At 65.3% G+C, this 20,005-nt stretch carries 22 protein-coding genes and 1 tRNA gene; 16 read left to right on the top strand and 7 right to left on the bottom strand.

Going from position 1 to position 20,005, the window contains the following annotated elements:
• Nucleotides 1–123 precede the first annotated feature (123 nt).
• Nucleotides 124–603, bottom strand: coding sequence for a 50S ribosomal protein L13 (gene rplM, locus GH737_RS01305; RefSeq protein WP_155263054.1), 480 nt, complete (start codon nucleotides 601–603; stop codon nucleotides 124–126).
• On the opposite strand from rplM, the gene GH737_RS15065 reads away from it, so the two are divergent.
• The 4 genes from GH737_RS15065 to GH737_RS01285 all read left to right on the top strand — a co-directional run bounded on the left by GH737_RS15065 (nucleotide 581) and on the right by GH737_RS01285 (nucleotide 2,933).
• Nucleotides 581–880 (top strand): hypothetical protein, encoded by a 300-nt coding sequence (locus GH737_RS15065; protein ID WP_196232913.1) that lies wholly within the window; start codon nucleotides 581–583, stop codon nucleotides 878–880. The two genes, rplM and GH737_RS15065, sit on opposite strands and share 23 nt — an antisense overlap.
• Before the next feature lie 175 nt (nucleotides 881–1,055).
• Nucleotides 1,056–1,844, top strand: coding sequence for a Crp/Fnr family transcriptional regulator (locus tag GH737_RS01295; protein ID WP_155263052.1), 789 nt, complete (start codon nucleotides 1,056–1,058; stop codon nucleotides 1,842–1,844).
• 118 nt (nucleotides 1,845–1,962) lie between these two features.
• On the top strand, nucleotides 1,963–2,484 hold the full coding sequence (locus GH737_RS01290) for a hypothetical protein (protein ID WP_155263051.1): 522 nt from the start codon (nucleotides 1,963–1,965) through the stop codon (nucleotides 2,482–2,484).
• A 146-nt stretch (nucleotides 2,485–2,630) separates the two neighbouring features.
• Entirely contained in the window at nucleotides 2,631–2,933 is a 303-nt protein-coding gene (locus GH737_RS01285; RefSeq protein ID WP_155263050.1) for a hypothetical protein, read from the top strand.
• 11 nt (nucleotides 2,934–2,944) lie between these two features.
• Here GH737_RS01285 and GH737_RS01280 read toward each other — a convergent pair whose 3' ends face one another.
• The gene (locus GH737_RS01280) at nucleotides 2,945–3,124 is read right to left on the bottom strand and encodes a hypothetical protein (RefSeq protein ID WP_155263049.1); all 180 of its coding nucleotides are present in this window, start codon (nucleotides 3,122–3,124) and stop codon (nucleotides 2,945–2,947) included.
• A gap of 154 nt (nucleotides 3,125–3,278) precedes the next feature.
• Here GH737_RS01280 and GH737_RS01275 point away from each other — a divergent pair, with 154 nt between their 5' ends.
• Complete coding sequence (locus tag GH737_RS01275; RefSeq protein WP_155263048.1) at nucleotides 3,279–3,998, top strand: Crp/Fnr family transcriptional regulator; 720 nt, start codon at nucleotides 3,279–3,281, stop codon at nucleotides 3,996–3,998.
• A 24-nt stretch (nucleotides 3,999–4,022) separates the two neighbouring features.
• Here GH737_RS01275 and cutA read toward each other — a convergent pair whose 3' ends face one another.
• Together cutA and GH737_RS01265 are read right to left on the bottom strand one after the other, a co-directional pair.
• Entirely contained in the window at nucleotides 4,023–4,346 is a 324-nt protein-coding gene (gene cutA, locus GH737_RS01270; RefSeq protein ID WP_155263047.1) for a divalent-cation tolerance protein CutA, read from the bottom strand.
• Nucleotides 4,343–5,410 carry a COX15/CtaA family protein gene (locus GH737_RS01265; protein WP_155263046.1) on the bottom strand — a complete coding sequence of 356 codons (1,068 nt, stop codon included), beginning with the start codon at nucleotides 5,408–5,410 and terminating at the stop codon, nucleotides 4,343–4,345. Before GH737_RS01265 ends, cutA begins: the two co-directional genes overlap by 4 nt.
• Before the next feature lie 106 nt (nucleotides 5,411–5,516).
• On the opposite strand from GH737_RS01265, the gene GH737_RS01260 reads away from it, so the two are divergent.
• The 11 genes from GH737_RS01260 to GH737_RS01210 all read left to right on the top strand — a co-directional run bounded on the left by GH737_RS01260 (nucleotide 5,517) and on the right by GH737_RS01210 (nucleotide 13,893).
• On the top strand, nucleotides 5,517–5,894 hold the full coding sequence (locus GH737_RS01260; protein WP_155263045.1) for a MerC domain-containing protein: 378 nt from the start codon (nucleotides 5,517–5,519) through the stop codon (nucleotides 5,892–5,894).
• Between the two features lie 38 nt (nucleotides 5,895–5,932).
• On the top strand, nucleotides 5,933–6,403 hold the full coding sequence (locus tag GH737_RS01255; protein WP_155263044.1) for a Fur family transcriptional regulator: 471 nt from the start codon (nucleotides 5,933–5,935) through the stop codon (nucleotides 6,401–6,403).
• Between the two features lie 73 nt (nucleotides 6,404–6,476).
• Complete coding sequence (dxs, locus tag GH737_RS01250; RefSeq protein ID WP_155263043.1) at nucleotides 6,477–8,399, top strand: 1-deoxy-D-xylulose-5-phosphate synthase; 1,923 nt, start codon at nucleotides 6,477–6,479, stop codon at nucleotides 8,397–8,399.
• A gap of 5 nt (nucleotides 8,400–8,404) precedes the next feature.
• Nucleotides 8,405–9,133, top strand: a complete 729-nt coding sequence (locus tag GH737_RS01245) for a TlyA family RNA methyltransferase (RefSeq protein WP_155263042.1) — start codon at nucleotides 8,405–8,407, stop codon at nucleotides 9,131–9,133.
• A complete protein-coding gene (locus tag GH737_RS01240; RefSeq protein WP_155263041.1) occupies nucleotides 9,126–9,644 on the top strand; it encodes a TspO/MBR family protein in 519 nt (172 codons plus the stop codon). Before GH737_RS01245 ends, GH737_RS01240 begins: the two co-directional genes overlap by 8 nt.
• 119 nt (nucleotides 9,645–9,763) lie before the next feature.
• On the top strand, nucleotides 9,764–10,066 hold the full coding sequence (locus GH737_RS01235) for an accessory factor UbiK family protein (protein WP_155263040.1): 303 nt from the start codon (nucleotides 9,764–9,766) through the stop codon (nucleotides 10,064–10,066).
• 2 nt (nucleotides 10,067–10,068) lie between these two features.
• Nucleotides 10,069–10,578, top strand: a complete 510-nt coding sequence (locus tag GH737_RS01230; protein ID WP_155263057.1) for a type III secretion system chaperone family protein — start codon at nucleotides 10,069–10,071, stop codon at nucleotides 10,576–10,578.
• Nucleotides 10,575–11,405: a pyrroline-5-carboxylate reductase family protein gene (locus GH737_RS01225; protein ID WP_196232912.1), complete on the top strand. Its 831-nt coding sequence runs from the start codon at nucleotides 10,575–10,577 to the stop codon at nucleotides 11,403–11,405. Before GH737_RS01230 ends, GH737_RS01225 begins: the two co-directional genes overlap by 4 nt.
• A 69-nt stretch (nucleotides 11,406–11,474) precedes the next feature.
• The gene (locus GH737_RS01220) at nucleotides 11,475–12,581 is read left to right on the top strand and encodes a branched-chain amino acid aminotransferase (protein WP_155263038.1); all 1,107 of its coding nucleotides are present in this window, start codon (nucleotides 11,475–11,477) and stop codon (nucleotides 12,579–12,581) included.
• Nucleotides 12,582–12,669: 88 nt separating this feature from the next.
• Nucleotides 12,670–12,744, top strand: a tRNA-Gln gene (locus GH737_RS01215).
• 138 nt (nucleotides 12,745–12,882) lie between these two features.
• Entirely contained in the window at nucleotides 12,883–13,893 is a 1,011-nt protein-coding gene (locus GH737_RS01210) for a cupin-like domain-containing protein (RefSeq protein ID WP_155263037.1), read from the top strand.
• A gap of 55 nt (nucleotides 13,894–13,948) precedes the next feature.
• Here the strand turns inward: GH737_RS01210 and GH737_RS01205 are convergent, their stop codons facing one another.
• From GH737_RS01205 to GH737_RS01195, 3 genes are read right to left on the bottom strand one after another with little or no spacing between them, the layout of a single operon-like run.
• On the bottom strand, nucleotides 13,949–15,925 hold the full coding sequence (locus GH737_RS01205; RefSeq protein ID WP_155263036.1) for a glycoside hydrolase family 125 protein: 1,977 nt from the start codon (nucleotides 15,923–15,925) through the stop codon (nucleotides 13,949–13,951).
• Nucleotides 15,922–17,811, bottom strand: coding sequence for a glycoside hydrolase family 15 protein (locus tag GH737_RS01200; protein ID WP_230558559.1), 1,890 nt, complete (start codon nucleotides 17,809–17,811; stop codon nucleotides 15,922–15,924). Before GH737_RS01200 ends, GH737_RS01205 begins: the two co-directional genes overlap by 4 nt.
• Nucleotides 17,811–19,955: a beta-glucosidase gene (locus GH737_RS01195; RefSeq protein ID WP_230558558.1), complete on the bottom strand. Its 2,145-nt coding sequence runs from the start codon at nucleotides 19,953–19,955 to the stop codon at nucleotides 17,811–17,813. Before GH737_RS01195 ends, GH737_RS01200 begins: the two co-directional genes overlap by 1 nt.
• Nucleotides 19,956–20,005: the final 50 nt, after the last annotated feature.

Raw genomic sequence — 20,005 nt, 5'->3', positions numbered from 1 at the left:
GGATTCCTGCGGTGGCGGAGCAGCCTCGGTGGCCTCGGCCGCCGGCGCTTCGGCCTCGGCCGGAGGCGGCGGGGCAGGGGTCGCGCCGAGCTGCTCGGCGATGGTTTCGCGGGTGTCGCTCATTTATGCACCAACCTTGTTCTTGCGGTTCATCGACGCGACGTCGAGGACTTGCGGGTTCTGGCCGGCGTGCGGGTGCTCCGTGCCGTTGTAGAGATGAAGCGCGCGCATCTGGTCGCGGCCAAGCGGCCCACGCGGGATCATGCGCTCCACGGCCTTTTCGAGGACGCGCTCCGGAAAGCGGCCCTCGAGCACCTTGCCCGCGGTCGTTTCCTTGAGCCCGCCGGGGAAGCCGGTGTGCTTGTAGTAGATTTTCTGGTCGAGCTTGCGGCCGGTGAAGCGGACCTTGTCGGCGTTGATCACGACGACATGATCGCCGCAGTCGACGTGCGGGGTGAAGCTCGGCTTGTGCTTGCCGCGCAGGATGTTGGCGATGATCGTCGCGACGCGGCCCACCACGAGGCCGTCGGCGTCGATCAGATGCCATTTCTTCTCGACCTCGGCCGGCCTGGCCGACTTTGTGGTCTTCATCAGCGCCTTCATGGGCGTCCTTCTTTCTAACGAGAAAAGCGGCGCCTGCAGGCACCGCCGTCGGACGGGCTATTTGCGGGTGAGACGGAGAAAGTCAAGCAAATCCGGCATGTTCTGGACGGGTAAAATGATACCTTCAACGCCTTCCTGCCGCCTCCGTAACGACTGGAACATCGATGCGCCGCTCACCGTTTCAGCTGCAAAACCAATACAGGAGCGTGTCATGTATATCGGTCTCGGCGGCATTCTAATCCTCATCCTCATCCTGTGGCTGCTCGGCGTCATCTAGCGGATTGGATGCTGTGCGGCGGCAGGCCATCTGACGACCTGCCGCTTCACTTCTTGTTTCGCTAACTGATCAGAACAGCGCTCGCGGCGATCGGCGTCGGCAAGCCGCACCAATTGCCGCGCTTCGGCGCCGGAGAGCGGGTGCGCCCTGCTCCCGCCGCGATGGAGCTGAGCCAATGAACGTCGGTCATCCGGCACTCGAGAAGTTCGTCGCGCGGCTGCTGCGACGCTCAACGCTGAGCACCGAAGAGGTGCAGGCGCTGCTGCACCTTCCGTGCCGAGTTGCCCAGCCGCAGGCGCATTTCGACATCGTCTATCCGGGCGAAACGGTAAACCACGCGTGCCTGGTTGCGAAAGGCCTCGTCGCGCGGTTCGACCAGATGCGCGACGGCAAGCGGCAGATTGCCGCTTTCCACATTCCCGGAGACATGTGCGACCTTCATTCGGTCGTTGCGCCCACCGCCGGATGGGGCATCAGTGCGCTTTCTCCGAGCACGGTGCTGTTCCTCTCGCACGCCGAGTTGCGCAAGCTCGCCATCGCTTATCCGAATGTGGCGCTTTCTTTCTGGCGCGACGGCACCGCCGACGCGTCCGTGCTTGCCAAATGGGTCGGCAACCTCGGCCGCCAGGACGCGCGGTCGCGGCTCGCGCACTTGTTGTGCGAAATGGGCGTCCGACTCGAGCTTGCCGGTCTCGGCACCCGGACCAGCTTCGTTCTCGACGCAACGCAGGAGCAACTTGCCGATGCGCTCGGCTTGACTGCCGTCCACGTGGACCGGACGATGCAGGCGCTTCGTCGCGAGGGCCTGCTCGCGACGCACGGCCGCACGATCGACGTCGTCGATTGGCAGTGCTTTGCCGAGGCCGCGGATTTCGATCCGGCCTATCTCCTGCTGGGTTTGCCGACGCGCGCGGGCGCCACGCAAGGGCTCAAGATGGGTAGGGGCATGTCATCGGCGGCGTGAGCGTCGTCACCCGCTGCCATGACGAAAATCAATCCGGCGTCGTAGCAATCTGGCGTTCAGGATCGCCGAATAGATTTTTCAACCTCCACTCGATCGCAAACCACTGGAGGATGAAATCGTGAGCAAGCTTCCCGCTTTCGCTTTTGCGGGTGTCGCCGCCGCGGCGCTGGCTGGAACCGCACTCGCCGCTGCGCCGAAGTTCCACGTGATGAACGTGCCGCTGCCCGACGGCTCGATCGCGCGCGTGGAATATGTCGGCGATGTCGCGCCCAGGGTGACGATCGCACCGCGTCCGATCGCCGATGCGACCAGCGCCTGGGCGATGCCGTTCCCGTCGTTCGCTGGCTTCGACCGGATGATGCAGGAGATGCACCGGCGGACTCAGGAGATGATGCGCCAGGCCCAGGAGATGTCGCACGGCCGCGCGGGCGCCGCGCCGTACATCGCTTCCTACGGCAACATGCCGGCAGGGCGGACGAGCACAACGGTCGTGTCCATCAGCGACAACGGCCAGACCTGCACGCGCACGACCGAAGTCGTCTCGCAGGGCACTGGCAAGCCGCCCAAGGTGACGTCGAATGTCAGCGGCCGGTGCAGCGGCGATGCCGGGGAGGCGCGTGACGCGACTCATCCCGTCTGAGGTTGAGAGCGGCGCGCCCAGCCGCTCCCCGGCGGAAAATTCCGATCAATCGCGCGTTGCCTCGTCAGGGGATGGGGATTAGTGCCGCGGCGCCGCTCACCCAGCCTCGCCCAGGCCTGTCCAGTAGCAGCCGGAGAGCATCGCCCGTGCCGAGACGAGTCAAGGACTTCATCGACATCAGCGAATACACCTCGCTCGATGATTTGATCCGCTATCTCGAGACGATCCGCGACAATCTGCCCGCCGAGCACCAAGCCGAGCTCAAAATCCGCGGCGACGACGTGTTCGGGCGAAGGCTGACGATCAGCTACTTCCGCGAGCAGACGTTGGACGAGGTGGAGCTCGAGTCGAAATATGCCGGCGATGACGACGAACGTGCGAGCATCGAGCAGCTGAGGCGCAAGCTCGACGAGGTGCCGTACAGAATGGGTAAATCGAAGAGCGGCTGACCGCCGTTCGATCACTCGGGCTGATCAGGGATCCTCGCGACGAGCCGGTTGCGCTGCCAGATCTCATAATGGGTGCCGTCGGCGCGCTCACGCGCCTGGTCGCGGGCGGCATGGTCGTCGTCCGCATGGATCCAGTCGGCAGTGGAGATCTTCCCGGCGCCGTCGAGCCGGTAGAGACGATAAGCAGGCACGCAAACCCCCCGAAACAGTCCGAACCCATAACACGGCCAAGCCGGAGGGGGATTCACATGAGTTACATCGGGGCCCTGTTTGTCCTTGTAAATACAGTCTTTTTATAACATGCCGCTGGCGTAACGGGCGGACCGCTCCGGGGGGAGCCAGCGATTGATCACTGCGCATTTGCACAAGCTGCGCCAGCGCACGCACGTCAGCGCCGACGAGGAGCAGGCGATCCGCAATTCCGTCGCGGAAACGCGGAGCGTGCCCGCCGGCCGTGTGATGGTCCGCTGCGGCGAGCCGCTCAGCCACAGCGTCATGCTGCTCGAGGGCTGGATGGCGCGGGTCAAGGACCTCGAGGGCGGGGCGCGGCAGGTCACCGAACTCCACCTTCCCGGCGATTTCGTCGACCTGCACGGCTTCACCCTGAAGCGGCTCGACCACGACGTCGTCGCGCTTACTGACTCGACCGTCGGCCTCGTGCCGCACGGACGGTTGCGCGAGATCACCGAGCGCCTGCCGCGGCTCGGGCGCATCTATTGGTTCATGACCAACGTCGATGCGGCGATCACCCGCGAGCTCGTCCTCTCACTCGGGCAGCGGTCGGCGATTTCGCGCATGGCGCACCTGTTCTGCGAGATTTGCCGGCGGCTGGAGATTGTCGGGCGGGGGACCGAGCACGGCTGCGATTTCCCGCTGACCCAGCGTGAGCTGTCGGAATGCCTCGGCCTCACCGTCGTGCACGTCAATCGCACGCTGCAGGAGCTGCGCCGCCGCGCGCTCGTCGAGCTCGAGAACCGGCAGCTCACGATCCGCGACCGCGCCGGGCTCGAAGCGCTGGCTGAGTTCGACCCAGCCTACCTCTATCTCGACCAGCACCGATTGTAGCAGCGGCCGCGGATCGGCAATGCGCTAGCGGTCGCGGATGACCATGTCCTCGACCCAGTCGGCGTAGGCGCCGACGATCTTGTCGATCGGCCAGCTGACGACGCACGGCACGTCGTAACTATGGAGCTCGGCAATGCGTGCAATCAGGGCGTCGCTGCGCCAGTGATGCGTTTTGAGGATCGCGGCGACCTCGTCGGCGGTCTCGATCTTGCCCTTCCAGCGATAGAGCGAGCGGACCGGCGCAAGGATGTTGATGCAGGCGGCGAGGCGCTCCTCGACGACCGTGCGCCCGATCCGCTCGGCCTCCTCGGCGTTGGCGAACACGGCGTAGACGGAGACGATGCTCATGCTTGCCGCCGCCCGAGGATATGCGCGCCCCACACCGTTGCGGCGACCAGCAGCGCGCCGGTCGCCTGGTGGAGAACAGCGAGCCAGATCGCAATTCCGGAGAGCACCGTCAGGATGCCGAGAATGATCTGCGTACCGAATGCGCTGTGGATCGCGATCGATGCAGGCCGTGCGCCGTCGACCTTGCGCACCTTGCGCGCGAAGACGACGAGCACCGCGACGACGATCCATGCCCACCAGCGGTGGAGGAAATGGAGCAGGAACAGGTCGTGGGTAACGGCGAACAGCGGCCCGCGCGACCAGTCGATCCCTTCGGGCACGAAACCGCCGTTCATGAGTGGCCACGTGTTCGAGACGTAGCCGGCGCGGAAGCCGGCGACCCACGCGCCGAGCAGCAGCTGGATGAAAAGGGTAGCCAGCGCGAACACGCCCCACCCGGTGAGGCGCGCCGGGCGCGCGTCGGAGTTGCGCGCGACTCCGCGCAGGTCGAGCGCGGTCCAGATCAGCGCGCCGAACAGGAACAGCGCGAACAGCAGGTGGGCGGACAATCGGTAAGGGCTGACCTCGGTGCGGGGACCTTCGAGGCCCGAGACCACCATGAACCAGCCGACCGCGCCTTGGAAGCCGCCGAGCACGAACAATGCGCCGAGGCGCCAGCCATATCCCTTCGGGATCTCCCGTTTCACCGCGAACCAGCCGACACCGACGAAGAACACCAGCCCGATGACGCGCCCCAGGAAGCGGTGCGCCCATTCCCAGAAGAAGATGAACTTGAACCCCGACAGCGTCATGCCCGCGGGGCCGGCGACCTGCTGATATTGCGGGGTCTGCTTGTAGAGGCCGAACTCGCGAACCCAGTCGGCGTGCGACAGCGGGGGAACCACGCCGGTGACCACGTCCCATTGCGTGATCGACAGCCCGCTCTCGGTCAGCCGGGTGATGCCGCCGATGACCACCATCGCGAAGACCAGCGCGGCGACAAACAGAAGCAGGTTCGACAAGGAGCGCGGACCGGCGCCGCGGGTTGCGTCGGGCGCAATGCTGGAGGAGGCGTGGGTGCTCATGCCGCGCGGCGCCTATGCCCGTCGCGGAGGCCGCCCGGCAAGTGGCAACGCAGCTCCGATGATATATTGTAACGCGATTGGGATCGGCCTATATGCGCCGGCGCACATGGCTTCCAGACCGATCTCGACCGGCCGGCTCGACCGGCTTGCAGTTGGACTTTCGGGCCTGTGCGCGGTCCATTGCGTCGCCACTGCGGTACTGCTCGGCGTCCTCGCTTCCGCGGGGGGGCTGCTCGGCAGGCCGATCATCCATGAGGTCGGCCTGACCCTCGCGATGTTGCTGGGCACAGTGGCGCTCGGCCGGGGAATCCGGGAGCACGGATTCGTGCTTCCAAGCGCCGTCGGAATCGCCGGGCTCGCGATCATGGCTTATGCGATGACTCTGCACGAAAGCGGCCTGGAGCCGGCGTTCACGATCGTCGGCGTGGCGGTCCTCGCGCTCGGGCACCGGCTCAACATGATGGCCAAGCACCCGAGCTTCTGATTCTTGTCGCGGCGAGGGCTGCGCTCTATCTCCTTTGCATGGCCCGCCACGATCATCGGCTCCACGAGGGGGAAGCGCTGAGGGACGCGGCGCGCGAGCGCCTGACGGACCAGGGCGAGCAGTGGACCGGCATGCGCGCAGCCGTGTTCGACGCCCTGGCGAGCTTCGACAAGCCGGCGAGCGCCTATGACGTCGCCGAGGCGGCCTCGAAGGCGGAAGGGCGGCGCATCGCGGCGAACAGCGTCTACCGGATCCTCGATCTGTTCGTCGGAGCCAATCTTGCGCGGCGAGTCGAGAGCGCCAACGCTTATGTCGCGAACAAGCACCCTGAGTGCCTGCACGACTGCATCTTCCTGATCTGCGACAGCTGCGGGCAGACGGTGCACGTCGATGACGACGCCCTTTCGGCAAGTATCCGCAAGGCGGCAGCCGAGGCCGGCTTCTCCGCGCCCCGGCCCGTGATCGAGGTGAGGGGCACCTGCGGCGAGTGCGAACGCTCCGCCGGCTGAGCAATATCTGAGGAATCGCTGAAATCGCCGTGCGTTGGTGACATTGGCGCCGCCAGCCGATAAGCCGCGGGCCATGTCAGACCGGCCCGACACGCCCCTGCTCGATCGCGTTCACTATCCCAGCGACATCAGAGGGCTGGACAAGGACCAGCTCCCCCAGCTCGCCGACGAGCTCAGGCAGGAGACGATCTCCGCCGTCTCGGTGACCGGCGGACATCTCGGCGCAGGCCTCGGCGTGGTCGAGCTGACGGTAGCGCTCCACTATGTGTTCGACACGCCGAACGACAAGTTGATCTGGGACGTCGGCCACCAGGCCTACCCCCACAAGATCCTCACCGGGCGGCGGGAGCGCATTCGCACGCTTCGCCAGGGCGGGGGTTTGAGCGGCTTCACCCGGCGCAGCGAAAGCGAATACGATCCCTTCGGCGCGGCGCACAGCTCCACCTCGATCTCGGCCGCACTGGGCTTCGCGATCGCCAACAAGTTGTCGGGCGACCCGCATCACGCCATCGCGGTGATCGGTGACGGCGCCTTGAGCGCGGGCATGGCCTATGAGGCGATGAACAATGCCGAGGCGGCGGGCAACCGGCTGATCGTCATTCTCAACGACAACGACATGTCGATCGCGCCCCCGGTCGGAAGTCTCAGGAACGCGCTCGCGCGGCTGGTCAGCTCGGGCAAATATCTCGCGCCGCGCAAGCTCGCGCAGAAGCTCGCGCGGGCGATGCCCGAGCCGCTCCACGTCGCGGCGCGGCGGATGGAGGAATATGCCCGCGGGATGTTCACCGGCGGGACGCTCTTCGACGAGCTCGGCTTCTATTATGTGGGACCGATCGACGGACATAATGTCGAGGCGCTGGTCGAGGTGCTCGAGAATGTCCGCGACGCCGAGATCGGGCCGATGCTGGTCCACGTCGTCACCAAGAAGGGCAAGGGCTACGCGCCGGCCGAGAACGCCGCCGACAAGTATCACGGGGTCGTGAAGTTCGACGTGGTTTCGGGTGTCCAGGCCAAGCCTGCCGCCGGGGCGCCGAGCTACACCGGCGTATATGCCAAGGCCTTGATTGGCGAGATGGAGCGCGACGAGAAGGTCGTCGCGATCACCGCCGCCATGCCGTCGGGAACCGGTCTCGACAAGGTCGAGGAGAAGTTTCCCGAGCGCACCTTCGACGTCGGGATCGCCGAGCAGCATGCCGTAACCTTCGCGGCGGGGCTCGCGGCGCAAGGCTACAGGCCGTTTGCGACCATTTATTCCACCTTCCTCCAGCGTGCGTACGACCAGGTGGTGCACGACGTCGCGATCCAGAACCTGCCGGTGCGCTTCGCGATGGACCGCGCGGGGCTGGTCGGGGCCGACGGCGCGACCCACGCCGGATCGTTCGATCTGGCTTACCTGTGCACGCTTCCGAACTTCACCGTGATGGCGGCGGCGGACGAAGCCGAGCTGTGCCACATGGTGCACACCATGGCGCTTCACGACAGCGGGCCGATTGCGGTGCGCTACCCCCGCGGCGAGGGCAGCGGCGTCGCACTTCCGGAACAGCCGCTCGCGCTGGAGATTGGCAAGGGCCGCATCGTGCGCGAGGGCAAGAAGGTCGCGATCCTGTCGCTCGGCACGCGGCTCAAGGAGGCAGAGAAAGCGGCCGACCAGCTCGACGCGATGGGGCTTTCGACCACGGTTGCCGACCTCAGGTTTGCCAAGCCTCTCGACGGCGAATTGATCCGCCGGCTGCTGACCAATCACGAAGTCGCGGTGACGGTCGAGGAAGCGTCAATCGGCGGGCTCGGCGCACATGTGCTGACGCTTGCGAGCGACGATGGGCTTCTCGACGCCGGCCTCAAGATCCGCACCCTGCGCCTCCCCGACCGCTTCCAGGAGCATGACAAGCCCGACAAGCAATATGACGAGGCGGGGTTGAACGCGCCGCACATCGTCGAGACGGTGCTGAAGGCCCTGCGCGTCGACAGCACCGAGGTCGAAGGGGTGCGGGCGTAGCCAAGATCCGCGCAGACCAGCTTCTGGTCAGCCGCGGCCTTGCGGAGAGCCGGTCGCGGGCGCAGGCTTTGATCATGGCCGGCGCGGTGTTTTCGGGTGAGAAGAAGCTCGGCAAGGCTGGCGAAATGCTCGCGGAGGACGCTGTTCTCGAAGTGCGCGGCAAGGACCATCCGTGGGTCTCGCGTGGCGGGATCAAGCTCGATCACGGGCTGGCCCATTTCGGCTTCGATGTTTCGGGCGCGGTGGCGCTGGACGTGGGGAGCTCGACGGGTGGGTTCACCGATGTGCTGCTCTCGCGCGGCGCGGCGAAGATTTATGCGGTCGATGTCGGAACCAACCAGCTGGCGTGGAAGCTCCGCCAGGACCCGCGCGTCGTGGTTCACGAGCAGACCAACGCGCGCTCGCTCGCCGCCGGCATCGTCCCCGAGGCGGTCGATATTATCGTGTGCGACGCGAGCTTCATCGGGCTCGCCAAGGTGCTGGAGGCGCCGCTCAGGCTCGCCAAGCGCGGGGCGAGGCTTGTCGCGCTGATCAAGCCTCAGTTCGAAGCGGGGCGCGAGGAGGTGGGCAAGGGAGGAGTCGTGCGCGATCCCTCCGTGCACGAGCGGGTCTGTCGTGAAGCCCGGGCGTGGGTCCAATCGCAGGGCTGGAGCGTAGTGGGCGTTACGCAAAGCCCGATCACCGGGTCGGAAGGGAATGTCGAATTTCTGCTCGGGGCAGTGAATAATGGCTGAGGCCGTGCAGCGGAAGGACTGGTGGAAGACCGCGCTCTTGGCGGTGGTCGCGATCGAGATCCTCGGCGGTCTGAGCGGCTGGCTGTCCAACAGCGGCTATGGCAACGATTGGTTCGCGTCCCTTCGCAAACCCCTGTTCATGCCGCCGGGGTGGACGTTCGGGATCGTTTGGCCGATCCTTTACGCGCTGCTCGGGATCGCGCTTGCGATGGTGATGGCGGAGCCGCGGTCGGAGCGCAGGCGCCTGGCGCTGACCCTGTTTTTCGTTCAGCTTGCGCTGAACTTCGCCTGGTCGCCGATCTTCTTTGCCGGCCACGACATCACGCTGGCGAAATGGGTGATTTTCGTGATGGCTGTGGTCGCAGCGGCGGCGGCGCGCCAGTTCATTCGGCTTCGGAGAGCCGCTGGGCTGCTGCTGGTCCCGTACCTGGTGTGGCTCGTCTTCGCGGCCACGCTCAACGCCACGATCGAGGCGTTGAACCCGGGCGCGGGGATGCCGCTGCTCGGCTGAGAAAATTGGGGATAGTAGAGGCAATTGGGGATAGGTAGGGCCGCCGGGCTGGCAGATTGGTCCGCGACCCCCTATTTCCGCGCCGAAAGGGAGATTTCGCTCCCTAAGGAGATTGAGCGATGCAGTCCGAGAACAAGCTGTTCGACGACTTCGTGAAAATGGTGAACGGAATGGCCGGCACCTTCGCCGGCATGGGCCGCGAAGCCGAATCGAGCGCGCGCGAAAAATTCAAGGAATGGATGGGCGGCGCCGATTTCGTTGGGCGCGACGAGTTCGAGGCGGTCAAGGCGATGGCCGCCGCGGCGCGCGACGAGAACGAAATCCTCAAAGCCCGGATCGCCGCGCTCGAAGCCAAGGTTGCCGGCCCCGCCGCGGGCACCGCCAAGCGCGGCGGCGGCAAGAAGGCCGCGCCGGGGGCGTGAATCTGAGCGGCGAAGAAATCCAGGACGAGCGGGACGACGGCCCGCCGATTGACGTCCTCGAGCAGTATTTCGAGGCGCGCGGCTGGGCGTGCGAGCGCACGGCCGAGGGCGAGATCGTGGCTTCTGCGACCGGAAGCTGGGCGCAGTACGAGCTGCGCGGGGTATGGCGGCCCGAGGACCAGGTGCTCCAGTTTCTTGCCTTCCCGGACATCAAGGTCGCGCCGGAAAAGCGGCTGGCGATCTACGAGGCGCTCAGCCTGATCAACGAGCAATTGTGGCTCGGCCATTTCGAGATGTGGTCGGGATCGGGCCTGGTGGTGTTTCGCCATTCGACCATTCTCGACGCTGGCGAAGGCGAGGGGCTGAGCTTTGAGCAGGCCGAGGCGATCAGCGAGGCCGCGGTCGAGGAATGCGAGCGCTTCTACCCCGTATTCCAGTTCGTGCTGTGGGGCGGCAAGTCCCCCGGCGAGGCGATTTCCGCGGCGCTGATCGACACCCACGGCGAGGCATGACGGGAACGTTGCAGATTCCGGATCCGACCTGGTTCGTCGGCTGCGGCAACATGGGCGGGGCGATTCTCGACGGGTGGCGCACGGGCGGGCTCGACCTTTCCCCGCTCACCATTATCCGGCCGAGCGGCATCCCCGTCGAAGGCGCGCGAGTCGTCACGTCCTTCGCTGCGGCGGGTCCTCCGCCCAGTCTCGTGGTGCTCGCGTTCAAGCCGCAGAAGCTGGACGAGATTGCGCCCGGACTTCGCCAGTATCTCAGCGCACGGACCGTCGTCGTTTCGCTTCTCGCGGGAGTCGAAACCGCGAGCCTCCGCCAACGCTTGCCGGGCGCAGCGGCGATCGTGCGTGCGTCGATCAACCTGCCGGTCGCGGTGCGCCGCGGCGTAACCGGTCTCTACAGTCCCGACGCCGACGGCTCGACCCGGGAACAGCTCAACAACCTTTTCTCCGCGCTCGGCTTCGCGATGTGGATGGCGGACGAGCAGAAGCTCGCCGCGCTGGGATCCGTCGCCGGCGCCGGCCCTGCGTATGTCGCGCGCTTCATCGCGGCGCTCGCCAAAGCCGGGGTGAAGCGCGGGCTCACCGAGCAGATCGCCGCCACGCTGGCGCTCGAAACGGTGCTCGGCACTGCGTGGATGGCGGCGACGAACAAGGAGAGCATGGAGTCGGTCGCGCGGCGCGTCGCGAGCCCGAACGGCACCACCGAGGTGGGGCTGAAGGTGCTCGACCACGATCATGTGCTCGACGAGCTGGTTGCGGTCACGATCGATGCCGCGGCGCAACGCGGCGCGGAACTCGCGGAGGAAGCGAAGGCCGGCGTCGACGGCTGACGGGCTCCTTGCGTCAACTTGCCGTCACCGCCCGCCTGTCCTAGGCGCTGAAGCCCGGAAAGGGCCTCAATGATCGGCGAAGTCTTGGATCCAGAACATGCGGCGATTGCCTTCGAGCCCAGCTCGAAGCCGGTGCCGGTCGAAGAACGCGCGCGCCTGCTCGCCGACCCGGGCTTCGGGCGCGTGTTCACCGATCACATGGCGATGATCGAATATGAGGACGGCCGCTGGAGTGACGCGCGGATTACTGCGCGCCACCCGTTCACGATGGATCCAGCCTCGCCGGTGCTGCACTACGCGCAGGAAATCTTCGAAGGGATGAAAGCCTATCGCCGGCCGAATGGCGGCGCGGCCCTGTTCCGTCCGGAGGCCAATGCGCGGCGGTTCGCCAAGTCCGCAATTCGCATGGCGATGCCGCCGCTGCCGGAGGAGATGTTCCTCGAATCGGTGCGCGGCCTCGTGCGCGCCGACCGCGACTGGATTCCGGACAGCAAAGAGGGATCGCTGTACCTGCGGCCGTTCATGATCGCGAACGGTTCCTTCCTCGGCATGCGACCTTCGACCGAGTTCATCTATGCCGTGATCGCTTCGTCGGTCGGCTCCTATTTCAAGTCCGGTTCGCCGGTCATTTCGCTGTGGGTGACGCGCGATTACGTTCGCGCCGCGCCGGGCGGGACCGGCGAGGCGAAGTGCGGCGGCAATTATGCGGGAAGCCTGATCGCCCAGGCCGAAGCGGTGCGCGAGGGATGCGACCAGGTCGTGTTCCTCGACGCGGTCGAGCGGCGCTGGGTCGAAGAGCTCGGCGGCATGAACATCTTCTTCGTGTTCGACGACGGTTCGCTCCGGACGCCGCCGCTCGACGGCACGATCCTCCACGGCGTGACTAGGGACTCGCTGATCAGGCTCGCGCGCGACATGGGGCTGGAGGTCCGCGAGGAGCTCTATTCGATCGACCAGTGGCGTGCCGATGCGCAGAGCGGGCGGCTGACCGAGGCCTTCGCCTGCGGGACGGCGGCGGTGGTGACGCCGATCGGGCGGGTGAAGGGCAGGGACGGCGAGTTCTCGATCGGCGGCGAGTCGTCCGGTCCGGTCACGCAGCGGCTTCGCACGGCCCTGGTCGACATCCAGCGCGGCACCGCGCCGGACCCTTACGGCTGGACCGAACCGATCGACTGACCGGTGGGCCTCGTCCCCCTTCCAACACGCAGCTTCGCCGGTATAAGCCCCGGTTCTTCCGGGCCCGGAGCACGAGGCCCACGCCTGCTGGGGCGTCGCCAAGTGGTAAGGCACCGGTTTTTGGTACCGGCATTCGCAGGTTCGAATCCTGCCGCCCCAGCCAGCACTTAGCTGACTCTCTTAACAGCCGTTCCGCAATTGTTGCCTACCGTGTCTGTCGGGCACTTCGCGGCGGGACGCGCGACATTCACCGGGGCGGGAGTCGATAGCGAAGCCAGGTGGGTGCTGCTAACCAACGGATATGCGGCCGATTGCCGAATATGATCCGATGGATCGCGCGCGCTTCGAGGGCGAGATCGTCCCGCGAAGCGAGCCGGCCGTGTTCCGCGGCCTGGTCGCCGACTGGCCGGCGGTCCGCGCCTCCAAAGACGGGCCCGAGGCACTCGCCGAAATGCTGCGCTTCGCCGCGACGGACGAGCCATTCCAGGCCTGGTTCGCGCCGCCCGAGATCGACGGCCGCTTCAACTACAATGCGGACCTCAGCGGCTTCAACTTCGAACGCAAGCTGGCGACGATCGATCAATTGCTCGATTTGCTGCTGCGCCAACGCGGCGACGAGAAGCCTTACTCAATATATGCAGGGGGAATTCCGATCCGGAAGCACCTGCCCAGCCTCATTCCGAATATTCCGGTGACGATGCTGGACATGGCGCGCGAGACGCTCATTTCGCTGTGGCTCGGCAATCGCACGCACACCGCCACGCACTGGGACCAATCGCAGAACCTCGCATGCGTCGTAGCCGGCCGGCGGCGGATTACGCTGTTCCCGCCGGAGCAGCTGAAGAACCTGTATGTCGGGCCCCTCGATTTCACCTTGGCTGGCCAGCCGACCAGCCTGGTCGACATCGATACGCCAGACCTCGAGACGTACCCGCGATTTGCGCAGGCGCTCGAAACGGCACAGCGAGCGGAGCTCGGTCCCGGTGACGCGCTCTATATTCCCGCCATGTGGTGGCACGACGTTCTGTCGCTCGAGGATTTCGGCTCGTTGATCAATTTCTGGTGGCGCGATTCCAAGCCGCCGCTGCTGACCCCGCTCAATGCGCTCTATCACGCGGTTATCACGTTGAGGGACTTGCCGCCGAAGGAACTCGCGGCCTGGCAGAACATGTTCAACCATTACATCTTCGGAGACAACGGCGACCCCGTCGAGCACCTCCCGCAAAATGCGCGGGGAGTGCTCGGCAAGCGCACGCCGGAACTGGTCGCGCGCGTGAAAAAGATGCTCACCGAGGCGCTTCGCCAACCTTGATCCGGCATTCGCCGCCCGGTTCAGCTGAAGGGGCGACACTCGCCGGGCCCGGAAATTACCTCCGGTCGATACAAAATTCCTGGCAGATCGTGTGGGCGACGTAGCCGGCTGCCGTTGCGAACGCGCGACCCTCCTGGTCGGGAACGCCGGTGTCGGCCTTGACGCCCTCTGTGATGATCCCGCCGTCCCACGGACTTTGCTTGAGGATTTTCAGCGCCTGGGCGCGGCCGGCGGCAAGCCGCAAATGGTCGGCGACTTCCCATGAGGTCGTGAACGGCAGCCGATAGCTCCCGGGCAGCCCGTACGGCTGGTCGGCATAACTATAAGCGTAATGCCGCGAATGCAGCCAGGCATAGGTGCGGCGGAAGAGCGCATCATTCTCCGAAACGAAACCCAGTGCGGGCAGCTTCATGAGCGACCCGGGGGGAACGTCGACAAAGTCGCCGCTAGTCGCATCGACGAGAGCGGCAAAGATGGGGCCGCCCGCACCCTCGGCGCCATCGAGCACGCCGTATCGGTAAATCGCGGCCTTGAGCTTCGCAGCCTCGGAAGTCAGCGACGCCGCTTCCTCGGTCCGGTGCTCGAGCGCCGCGATCTTTGCGAGATCGCCGAAGGCCTTCCATGCCAGCACGTTGTCGTAGATCGAGAAGGGCTTGCGGACATATTCGTCCTGCGAATCCTGGAAGGTCGCGTAAAGTCCCGTTGCCGGATCGCGTTGCGCGCGCAGCCGCTCGAGCAGAGTGTGGATGACCCCGCGGTGCCGCTCCACCATGCTCATGTCGTGCGTCTTGTCGACATAGGAACCGAGCGCGACGAACGGGGCCACCAGCTCGTCGAGCTCGAAACCATCCTCGAGCACGACGCCGTCGATGAAGCGACTGTGGATGCCGGCATTGCGTGCCTGGATGCCGAGCGCATAATCGAGAATCTCGCGCGCTCGCGGCGCATCGCTGTCGAGGATGGCCGGAAAGCTCCACAGCAATGCATCGCGGTCCCAATAGGCCGCCGAGACATAATAGCGGTTGCTGCGCGACGTCATGCCAGTGAACTGTTCGGTATCGATCGCCCGTCCCCAGGCGAAATAGGTCGAGAACAGGAGATTCCGGTTCATGATCCGGTCGAGGTCGGGATCGCCGGTGGTGCGGGTGCGGCGATGGGCGTCGTCGGCCGCCTGGTCGATCACTCCGTCGAGGCCGTAGCGGTCGATCTTCTTGTTGAGCACGCGCATCGCATAGGCGGCGCTATATTCCTCGAGCCCCGCTCCGATGATGAAATGCATGTCGAGCGTCTGGCCGGGCGCCAGTTCGCTCTCATGCCGCGCGGTAAGGCCCGGATTGTCGCTGTCGGTGTGAAGCGTGCCTTGCGAGCCGACATAGGCGAAGCCCCACGCCATCTGCGTGTCGTCGGTATCATATTCGAAGACCTCCATGTCCGTATCGATCGGGGTGGGCGACATGGTGCGCCTGCCCCTCAGCGGTTCGGGCGTATAGGTGACGCGGTTGGTCCTGCCCCAGTCGAGCTCCATTCCGGGCGCAACCCGCAATGCGGTGGCACGCAAATTCGTGACTTGAAATCGAACGATCGCAGCGCGGCTGTCTGGCGGCGCGACGTAAGTAAGCCGCACGCGAACGCCGTCCGTTTCCATCGTCCCGGTAGGAATCCAGTAATCGCGAAGCAACCAATGGAGGTGCGCGAGCGGCTGCCGAACGCCGGCGATCTCGATGAAAGGCGCCATCAGCGGACGGTCGGGGAGGCCGGCCACTTCGAGCAGCCCGCGATAGCGCATCGAAACGAGGTTGAAATTCTCAAGCGCGCCGTCGGCGGCGCGAATGGAGGGAAGCGCGATCCAGTCGTTTCCGGTGGGGATCACGTCATCGGCGGCAAGCGTAAGATTGACGGTGCGCGCGGCGGTCTGGTGCTGGTCGACGGCAGCGCCTTTGTTGTCGGCCGCATGGACGGTAAAGCCCACGACCGACGGAATGCAGGTCCCCGCAATGAGGAAGCGGCGCGTGGCCAATGCAACTCGCTTCATTCGATCCTCTCGCGGTCCAATAGATGAAGGACGTAAGCACCCGCGCCGTATCCCACCATCGGCATCGCCCCCGTGGGATCGCCGATCCGGCCCGGGAACAGCTCGCACGGCACCGCTATGTACATTTCGGGAATGATGTTGTGGTCGGCCGCTGACTTGTCGGTGATCCGCTGCAGGATCGCGTCGGCCTCACGGCTTCGGCCGAGACGTCTGTACAGCTCCGCGAGTTGGAAATCGACGAACAGGAACTCCTCCTGCTCATACCAATATTCGAAGATCTTGGGGTCGGTGTAGGTGCCGCGGACGCGCCGATATCCGCCGGACGCGACCTTCAGCAGCCGCATTCGCTCGACCGTGTCGCGGATCACCGCCGGATCGCGGACGATCCCGAAATTGATGATCGGGATCAGCGCTCCGTCGATATCGTTCTTCATGCCCGGCTCGAGCGCGCCGCGGAGCCTCCCGTCGCGGATGAAGGCCGCGTCGAAGCCTTTCTGAAGCAGCGCCGCGTCGGCAAGTGCCTGGCTGCGCGCGGCCTCATCGCCGGGCCTTCTCGCCACTTCCGCGAATTCGCGGAGGCCCATGATCGCCATGGCTGTCGAAAAGGCGAAATGCTTTTCGTCCTTCTGCCGCTCCTCCCAGATCGAGGTGTCGGCCGCGACGATCAATCCGTCGCCGTACTTCTCGGTGTTGGCCATCAGCGGCTTGACGATGAAGTCGCGCGCCGTTTCGTAGAGCGACCCGCGGTACGTGGCGGCCTTGAGCAACGCCGGATCGTGGTATTTGCGCAGATATTCGCCGAGCACCCACAGCGCCTCGCCCCAGTCGTCAAATTCGATGTTGGTGCTGCCCTCCTGAGTGAAGAAGGGCTCCTCCTCGCCGTTCCCGAAATAGCGAACGACGGAGATCTGATAGTCCGCACCGTTGACTTCGCTCCGCATTTTGCCGGTCGGCCGCGCGTTGAAGTAGGCGAGAAGCGCGGCGCGAGCCTCGGCGCGATGACCCATGCGCGCCAGCGCCACCGTCGCCCACGCCATGTCGCGGACCCATGGCGTCGAATAAACGTCGGGCAGTGCGGCGACGATCAGTCCGTTGCCGTGTCGGTCGGCGCGGTTGGGCTCGCGGCTTTGCGCGATTCGCAGCATCGTTTCGCTTTGGCGCCAAAGGTGCCGTTCCTTCTCGCTCGCGAAGCGCACGGCGGGCTTCGCGCGCCATCGGTTGAATTCGGCGACTTCCCGGTTGATCAGTTGCGATGGGGAAAGTCCCGCTCGCCAGCGTGTGACGTCGCTGATGACGTCGTCCGCGTCACGTTCATCCTCGAGCGCGACCATCGCCCATGCAGAGCTTGCCGCCAGCGGTTGGGCATCCGGCGCTTTTCCCACTGCGGCCAGCGGAATCAGCAGCAGCGATTCGTCGATTCCCTCGAACCGCAGCAACCGCGCGCCGCCGACGAATTTCTCTTGGGAGCGGAGCGGCCGGTTCCATTCCACGTACCACGCCGTCGCCGTCCCGCTGATGACCAGCGCGGAGCGCTCCAGCCCGAACGGCATGAAGAAGTAGCCGGTTCCGCCCGGACGGCGCAGTCGGATGACGTGCGAGTCATCGACATAGTCGGCGTTTCCGGAGTCGCGCTTTCCCAAGCGGAGCGACTTGATGAAGTTCGCGGTCTCGATGCCTTCGCTCAGGGGATCACGCGGATCGGGTCGGGTAAAACTGTGCGGGTGCGCGTAAAACTTCGTCGCCATCCCGCTCTCGGGCGCGACGACTGCAAAGCCATGGCCATTTCCGGTGACGAGATGCGACGCCGTGGCCGGCACGCACAATGCGATCCAGACGGCGCTTGCGGCAATGAAACGCAGCGCGATTCTGACGGCGGGATCGAGCATCAATTTGTCGTCGACGCACTCCAGACGGCGTCAGTCAAGGTAACGGCCACCGATTTGAGCAAGTCGTCCGACGCCTCGCCAAGCATTAGCCGATACTCCCCGGCGCGGATGTGCCAGTTGTTCCCGGCCGCCTCGTAGGTTGCGAGAAGCCGCGGATCGATGGTCAGCTCGATGCTCTTGATCTGCCCCGGCTTGAGGTTGGCCTTCGCAAATGCGCCGAGCCGCTTTGGCGCTTCCCACCCGGCCTTCTTCCAGTCGGCCGGGGCGACATAAACCTGGGCGACGCCCTTGCCTTGCCGCTTGCCAACATTGCGCATCGCGAAGCTGACTCGAATCGCTTTGCCGTCGGGCTGTGCCGCGAGATTGGAGAGCTCGAAATTGGTGTAGCTGAGTCCGTGACCAAACCAGAACAGCGGTTTGTAGCCTTTCAGGTCATACCATTTGTACCCGATCGCGGCGCCTTCGTCATACAGGACTTCCTCCGGGGTTCCGTCCGGTTTGCCAAGGCCGGCAATATCCGGGCGCGCGAGCTGGTCGGCCGAAGCTGGGAAACTGATCGGCAGATGGCCGGACGGATTGACCTTGCCGGTAAGGATTCGGGCGATTGCGGGACCCCCGCGGATTCCGGGATAAAAGGCTTCGAGGATCGCTGGGACCTCGTCGATCCAGGGCATGTAGATTGCGCCGCCGGTCTCGGCGACAACGATGGTCCTGGGGTTGGCCTTGGCGACGGCCGCGACCAGCGCGTCCTGGTTGCCGACCATCTCCAGGCTTGCCTCCGAGCCTTCGCTGTTGTGGCGGGTGACAAAGACGATGGCGACGTCGGACTGCGCGGCCAGCGAAGCGGCGGCAGCGAGATCGCTGCCCGGGTCGAACGCGATCTTCGCCTTGGGCAGCTCCCGCTTCAGTGCATCCACGGGCGGCGACGGTAGATAGGTGTGATTGTCGATCGTCACCGCGCCGCCGACCGGAGTCACATCGGACGATCCGGCGCCGGCGAGCACACCCTTGTCGGCACTGCCGCCTAACACCGCGATCGACTTCACGCCGCGCAGCGGAAGCAGGTCGCCGTCGTTCTTCAGCAAGACGAGAGATTCTTCCGCCGCCTTTTGCGACAAGGCGGCGTTGGCAGCGTAATCGATCGGCGAGACCTGAACCGGATGGTCAACCACTCCCTTGGCGAACATCGCCCACAGGATCCGCTCCACCATGTCGTCGAGCCGATTCCGCGGAATGGCGCCAGATTGCAGCGCCGCTTTCATTGCCGGCGGCGCGAACCACGGCTTGTCGTCCTTGCAACAAAAGCCGGTGAACTGGTCCAGGCCGTCGTTGGCCGCGTCCACGGTCGAATGGACGGCGCCCCAATCGCTCATCACGAAGCCCTTGTAGCCCCAATCGTGCTTGAGAACTTTGTTGAGCAGATAGTCGTTCTCGCAGCCCCAGCGGCCATTGATGAGATTGTAGGAGCACATCACCGAGCCGGGCGAGCTTTTCTCGATCGCGAGCTCGAACGCGAGCAAGTCGGACTGCCTCATCGCGGCCGCGGAAATTGTCACGTCCAGCGACGTGCGCAGCGTCTCCTGATCGTTGACCGCGAAGTGCTTGATCGTCGAGATGATATGGTTCGACTGAATGCCGTTGATCAGCGCGCCGACCATGATTCCGGCGAGGAGCGGGTCTTCCCCGGCATATTCGAAGTTCCGGCCGCTCCGCGGCTCGCGGGCGAGGTTGATTCCGCCCGCCAGCATGGTGTTGTGCCGGGTAGCGCGCGCTTCGGCGCCGATCATGACGCCGCCCGCGCGAGGGACCTCGGGATCGAAGCTCGCCGCCGTCGCAAGGGAGGAGGGCAGGGCAGTGCTCGGGATGAAGCTGTTGCGGACGCCCATCGACGCGTCGGTTTGGGTTTGATCGGGAATCCCGAGCCGGGGAACGCCGGGAACGAACCCCGCCGAACCCTTTACCTGGTGGCTCACGACATAGCGTTTCAGGTCCGGAGCAACGATCTCATCCGGGACCTTTGCGAGCTCGGTCAGCGCCTGGTCTGAATAGCCGAAGATGAGCCTGAGCTTTTCGTCGAGCGTCATCGCGGCAAGCGCGGCCTTCGCGCGTGTCTCTGGCGCGAGTTCGCTGTTGAGCCATGGCATGCTCTGCGCTGCGCTTGGCTGTGCTGCTTGGACTGACGTGCAAAGCAACA

The sequence above is a fragment of the Sphingomonas segetis genome (assembly GCF_009720245.1).
GTDB classification, from domain to species: Bacteria; Pseudomonadota; Alphaproteobacteria; order Sphingomonadales; family Sphingomonadaceae; genus Sphingomicrobium; species Sphingomicrobium segetis.
This window is presented reverse-complemented; position numbering and strand designations above follow the sequence as displayed.

What these genes read in the sequence shown, in the direction of transcription:
- rplM (WP_155263054.1), bottom strand. Translation starts at nt 603, where the DNA reads ATGAAGGCGCTGATGAAGACCACAAAGTCGGCCAGGCCGGCCGAGGTC.
- GH737_RS01295 (WP_155263052.1), top strand. Translation starts at nt 1,056, where the DNA reads ATGAACGTCGGTCATCCGGCACTCGAGAAGTTCGTCGCGCGGCTGCTG.
- cutA (WP_155263047.1), bottom strand. Translation starts at nt 4,346, where the DNA reads ATGAGCATCGTCTCCGTCTACGCCGTGTTCGCCAACGCCGAGGAGGCC.
- GH737_RS01265 (WP_155263046.1), bottom strand. Translation starts at nt 5,410, where the DNA reads ATGAGCACCCACGCCTCCTCCAGCATTGCGCCCGACGCAACCCGCGGC.
- GH737_RS01260 (WP_155263045.1), top strand. Translation starts at nt 5,517, where the DNA reads ATGGCTTCCAGACCGATCTCGACCGGCCGGCTCGACCGGCTTGCAGTT.
- GH737_RS01255 (WP_155263044.1), top strand. Translation starts at nt 5,933, where the DNA reads ATGGCCCGCCACGATCATCGGCTCCACGAGGGGGAAGCGCTGAGGGAC.
- dxs (WP_155263043.1), top strand. Translation starts at nt 6,477, where the DNA reads ATGTCAGACCGGCCCGACACGCCCCTGCTCGATCGCGTTCACTATCCC.
- GH737_RS01240 (WP_155263041.1), top strand. Translation starts at nt 9,126, where the DNA reads ATGGCTGAGGCCGTGCAGCGGAAGGACTGGTGGAAGACCGCGCTCTTG.
- GH737_RS01235 (WP_155263040.1), top strand. Translation starts at nt 9,764, where the DNA reads ATGCAGTCCGAGAACAAGCTGTTCGACGACTTCGTGAAAATGGTGAAC.
- GH737_RS01225 (WP_196232912.1), top strand. Translation starts at nt 10,575, where the DNA reads ATGACGGGAACGTTGCAGATTCCGGATCCGACCTGGTTCGTCGGCTGC.
- GH737_RS01220 (WP_155263038.1), top strand. Translation starts at nt 11,475, where the DNA reads ATGATCGGCGAAGTCTTGGATCCAGAACATGCGGCGATTGCCTTCGAG.
- GH737_RS01210 (WP_155263037.1), top strand. Translation starts at nt 12,883, where the DNA reads ATGCGGCCGATTGCCGAATATGATCCGATGGATCGCGCGCGCTTCGAG.
- GH737_RS01205 (WP_155263036.1), bottom strand. Translation starts at nt 15,925, where the DNA reads ATGAAGCGAGTTGCATTGGCCACGCGCCGCTTCCTCATTGCGGGGACC.
- GH737_RS01200 (WP_230558559.1), bottom strand. Translation starts at nt 17,811, where the DNA reads ATGCTCGATCCCGCCGTCAGAATCGCGCTGCGTTTCATTGCCGCAAGC.
- GH737_RS01195 (WP_230558558.1), bottom strand. Translation starts at nt 19,955, where the DNA reads ATGCCATGGCTCAACAGCGAACTCGCGCCAGAGACACGCGCGAAGGCC.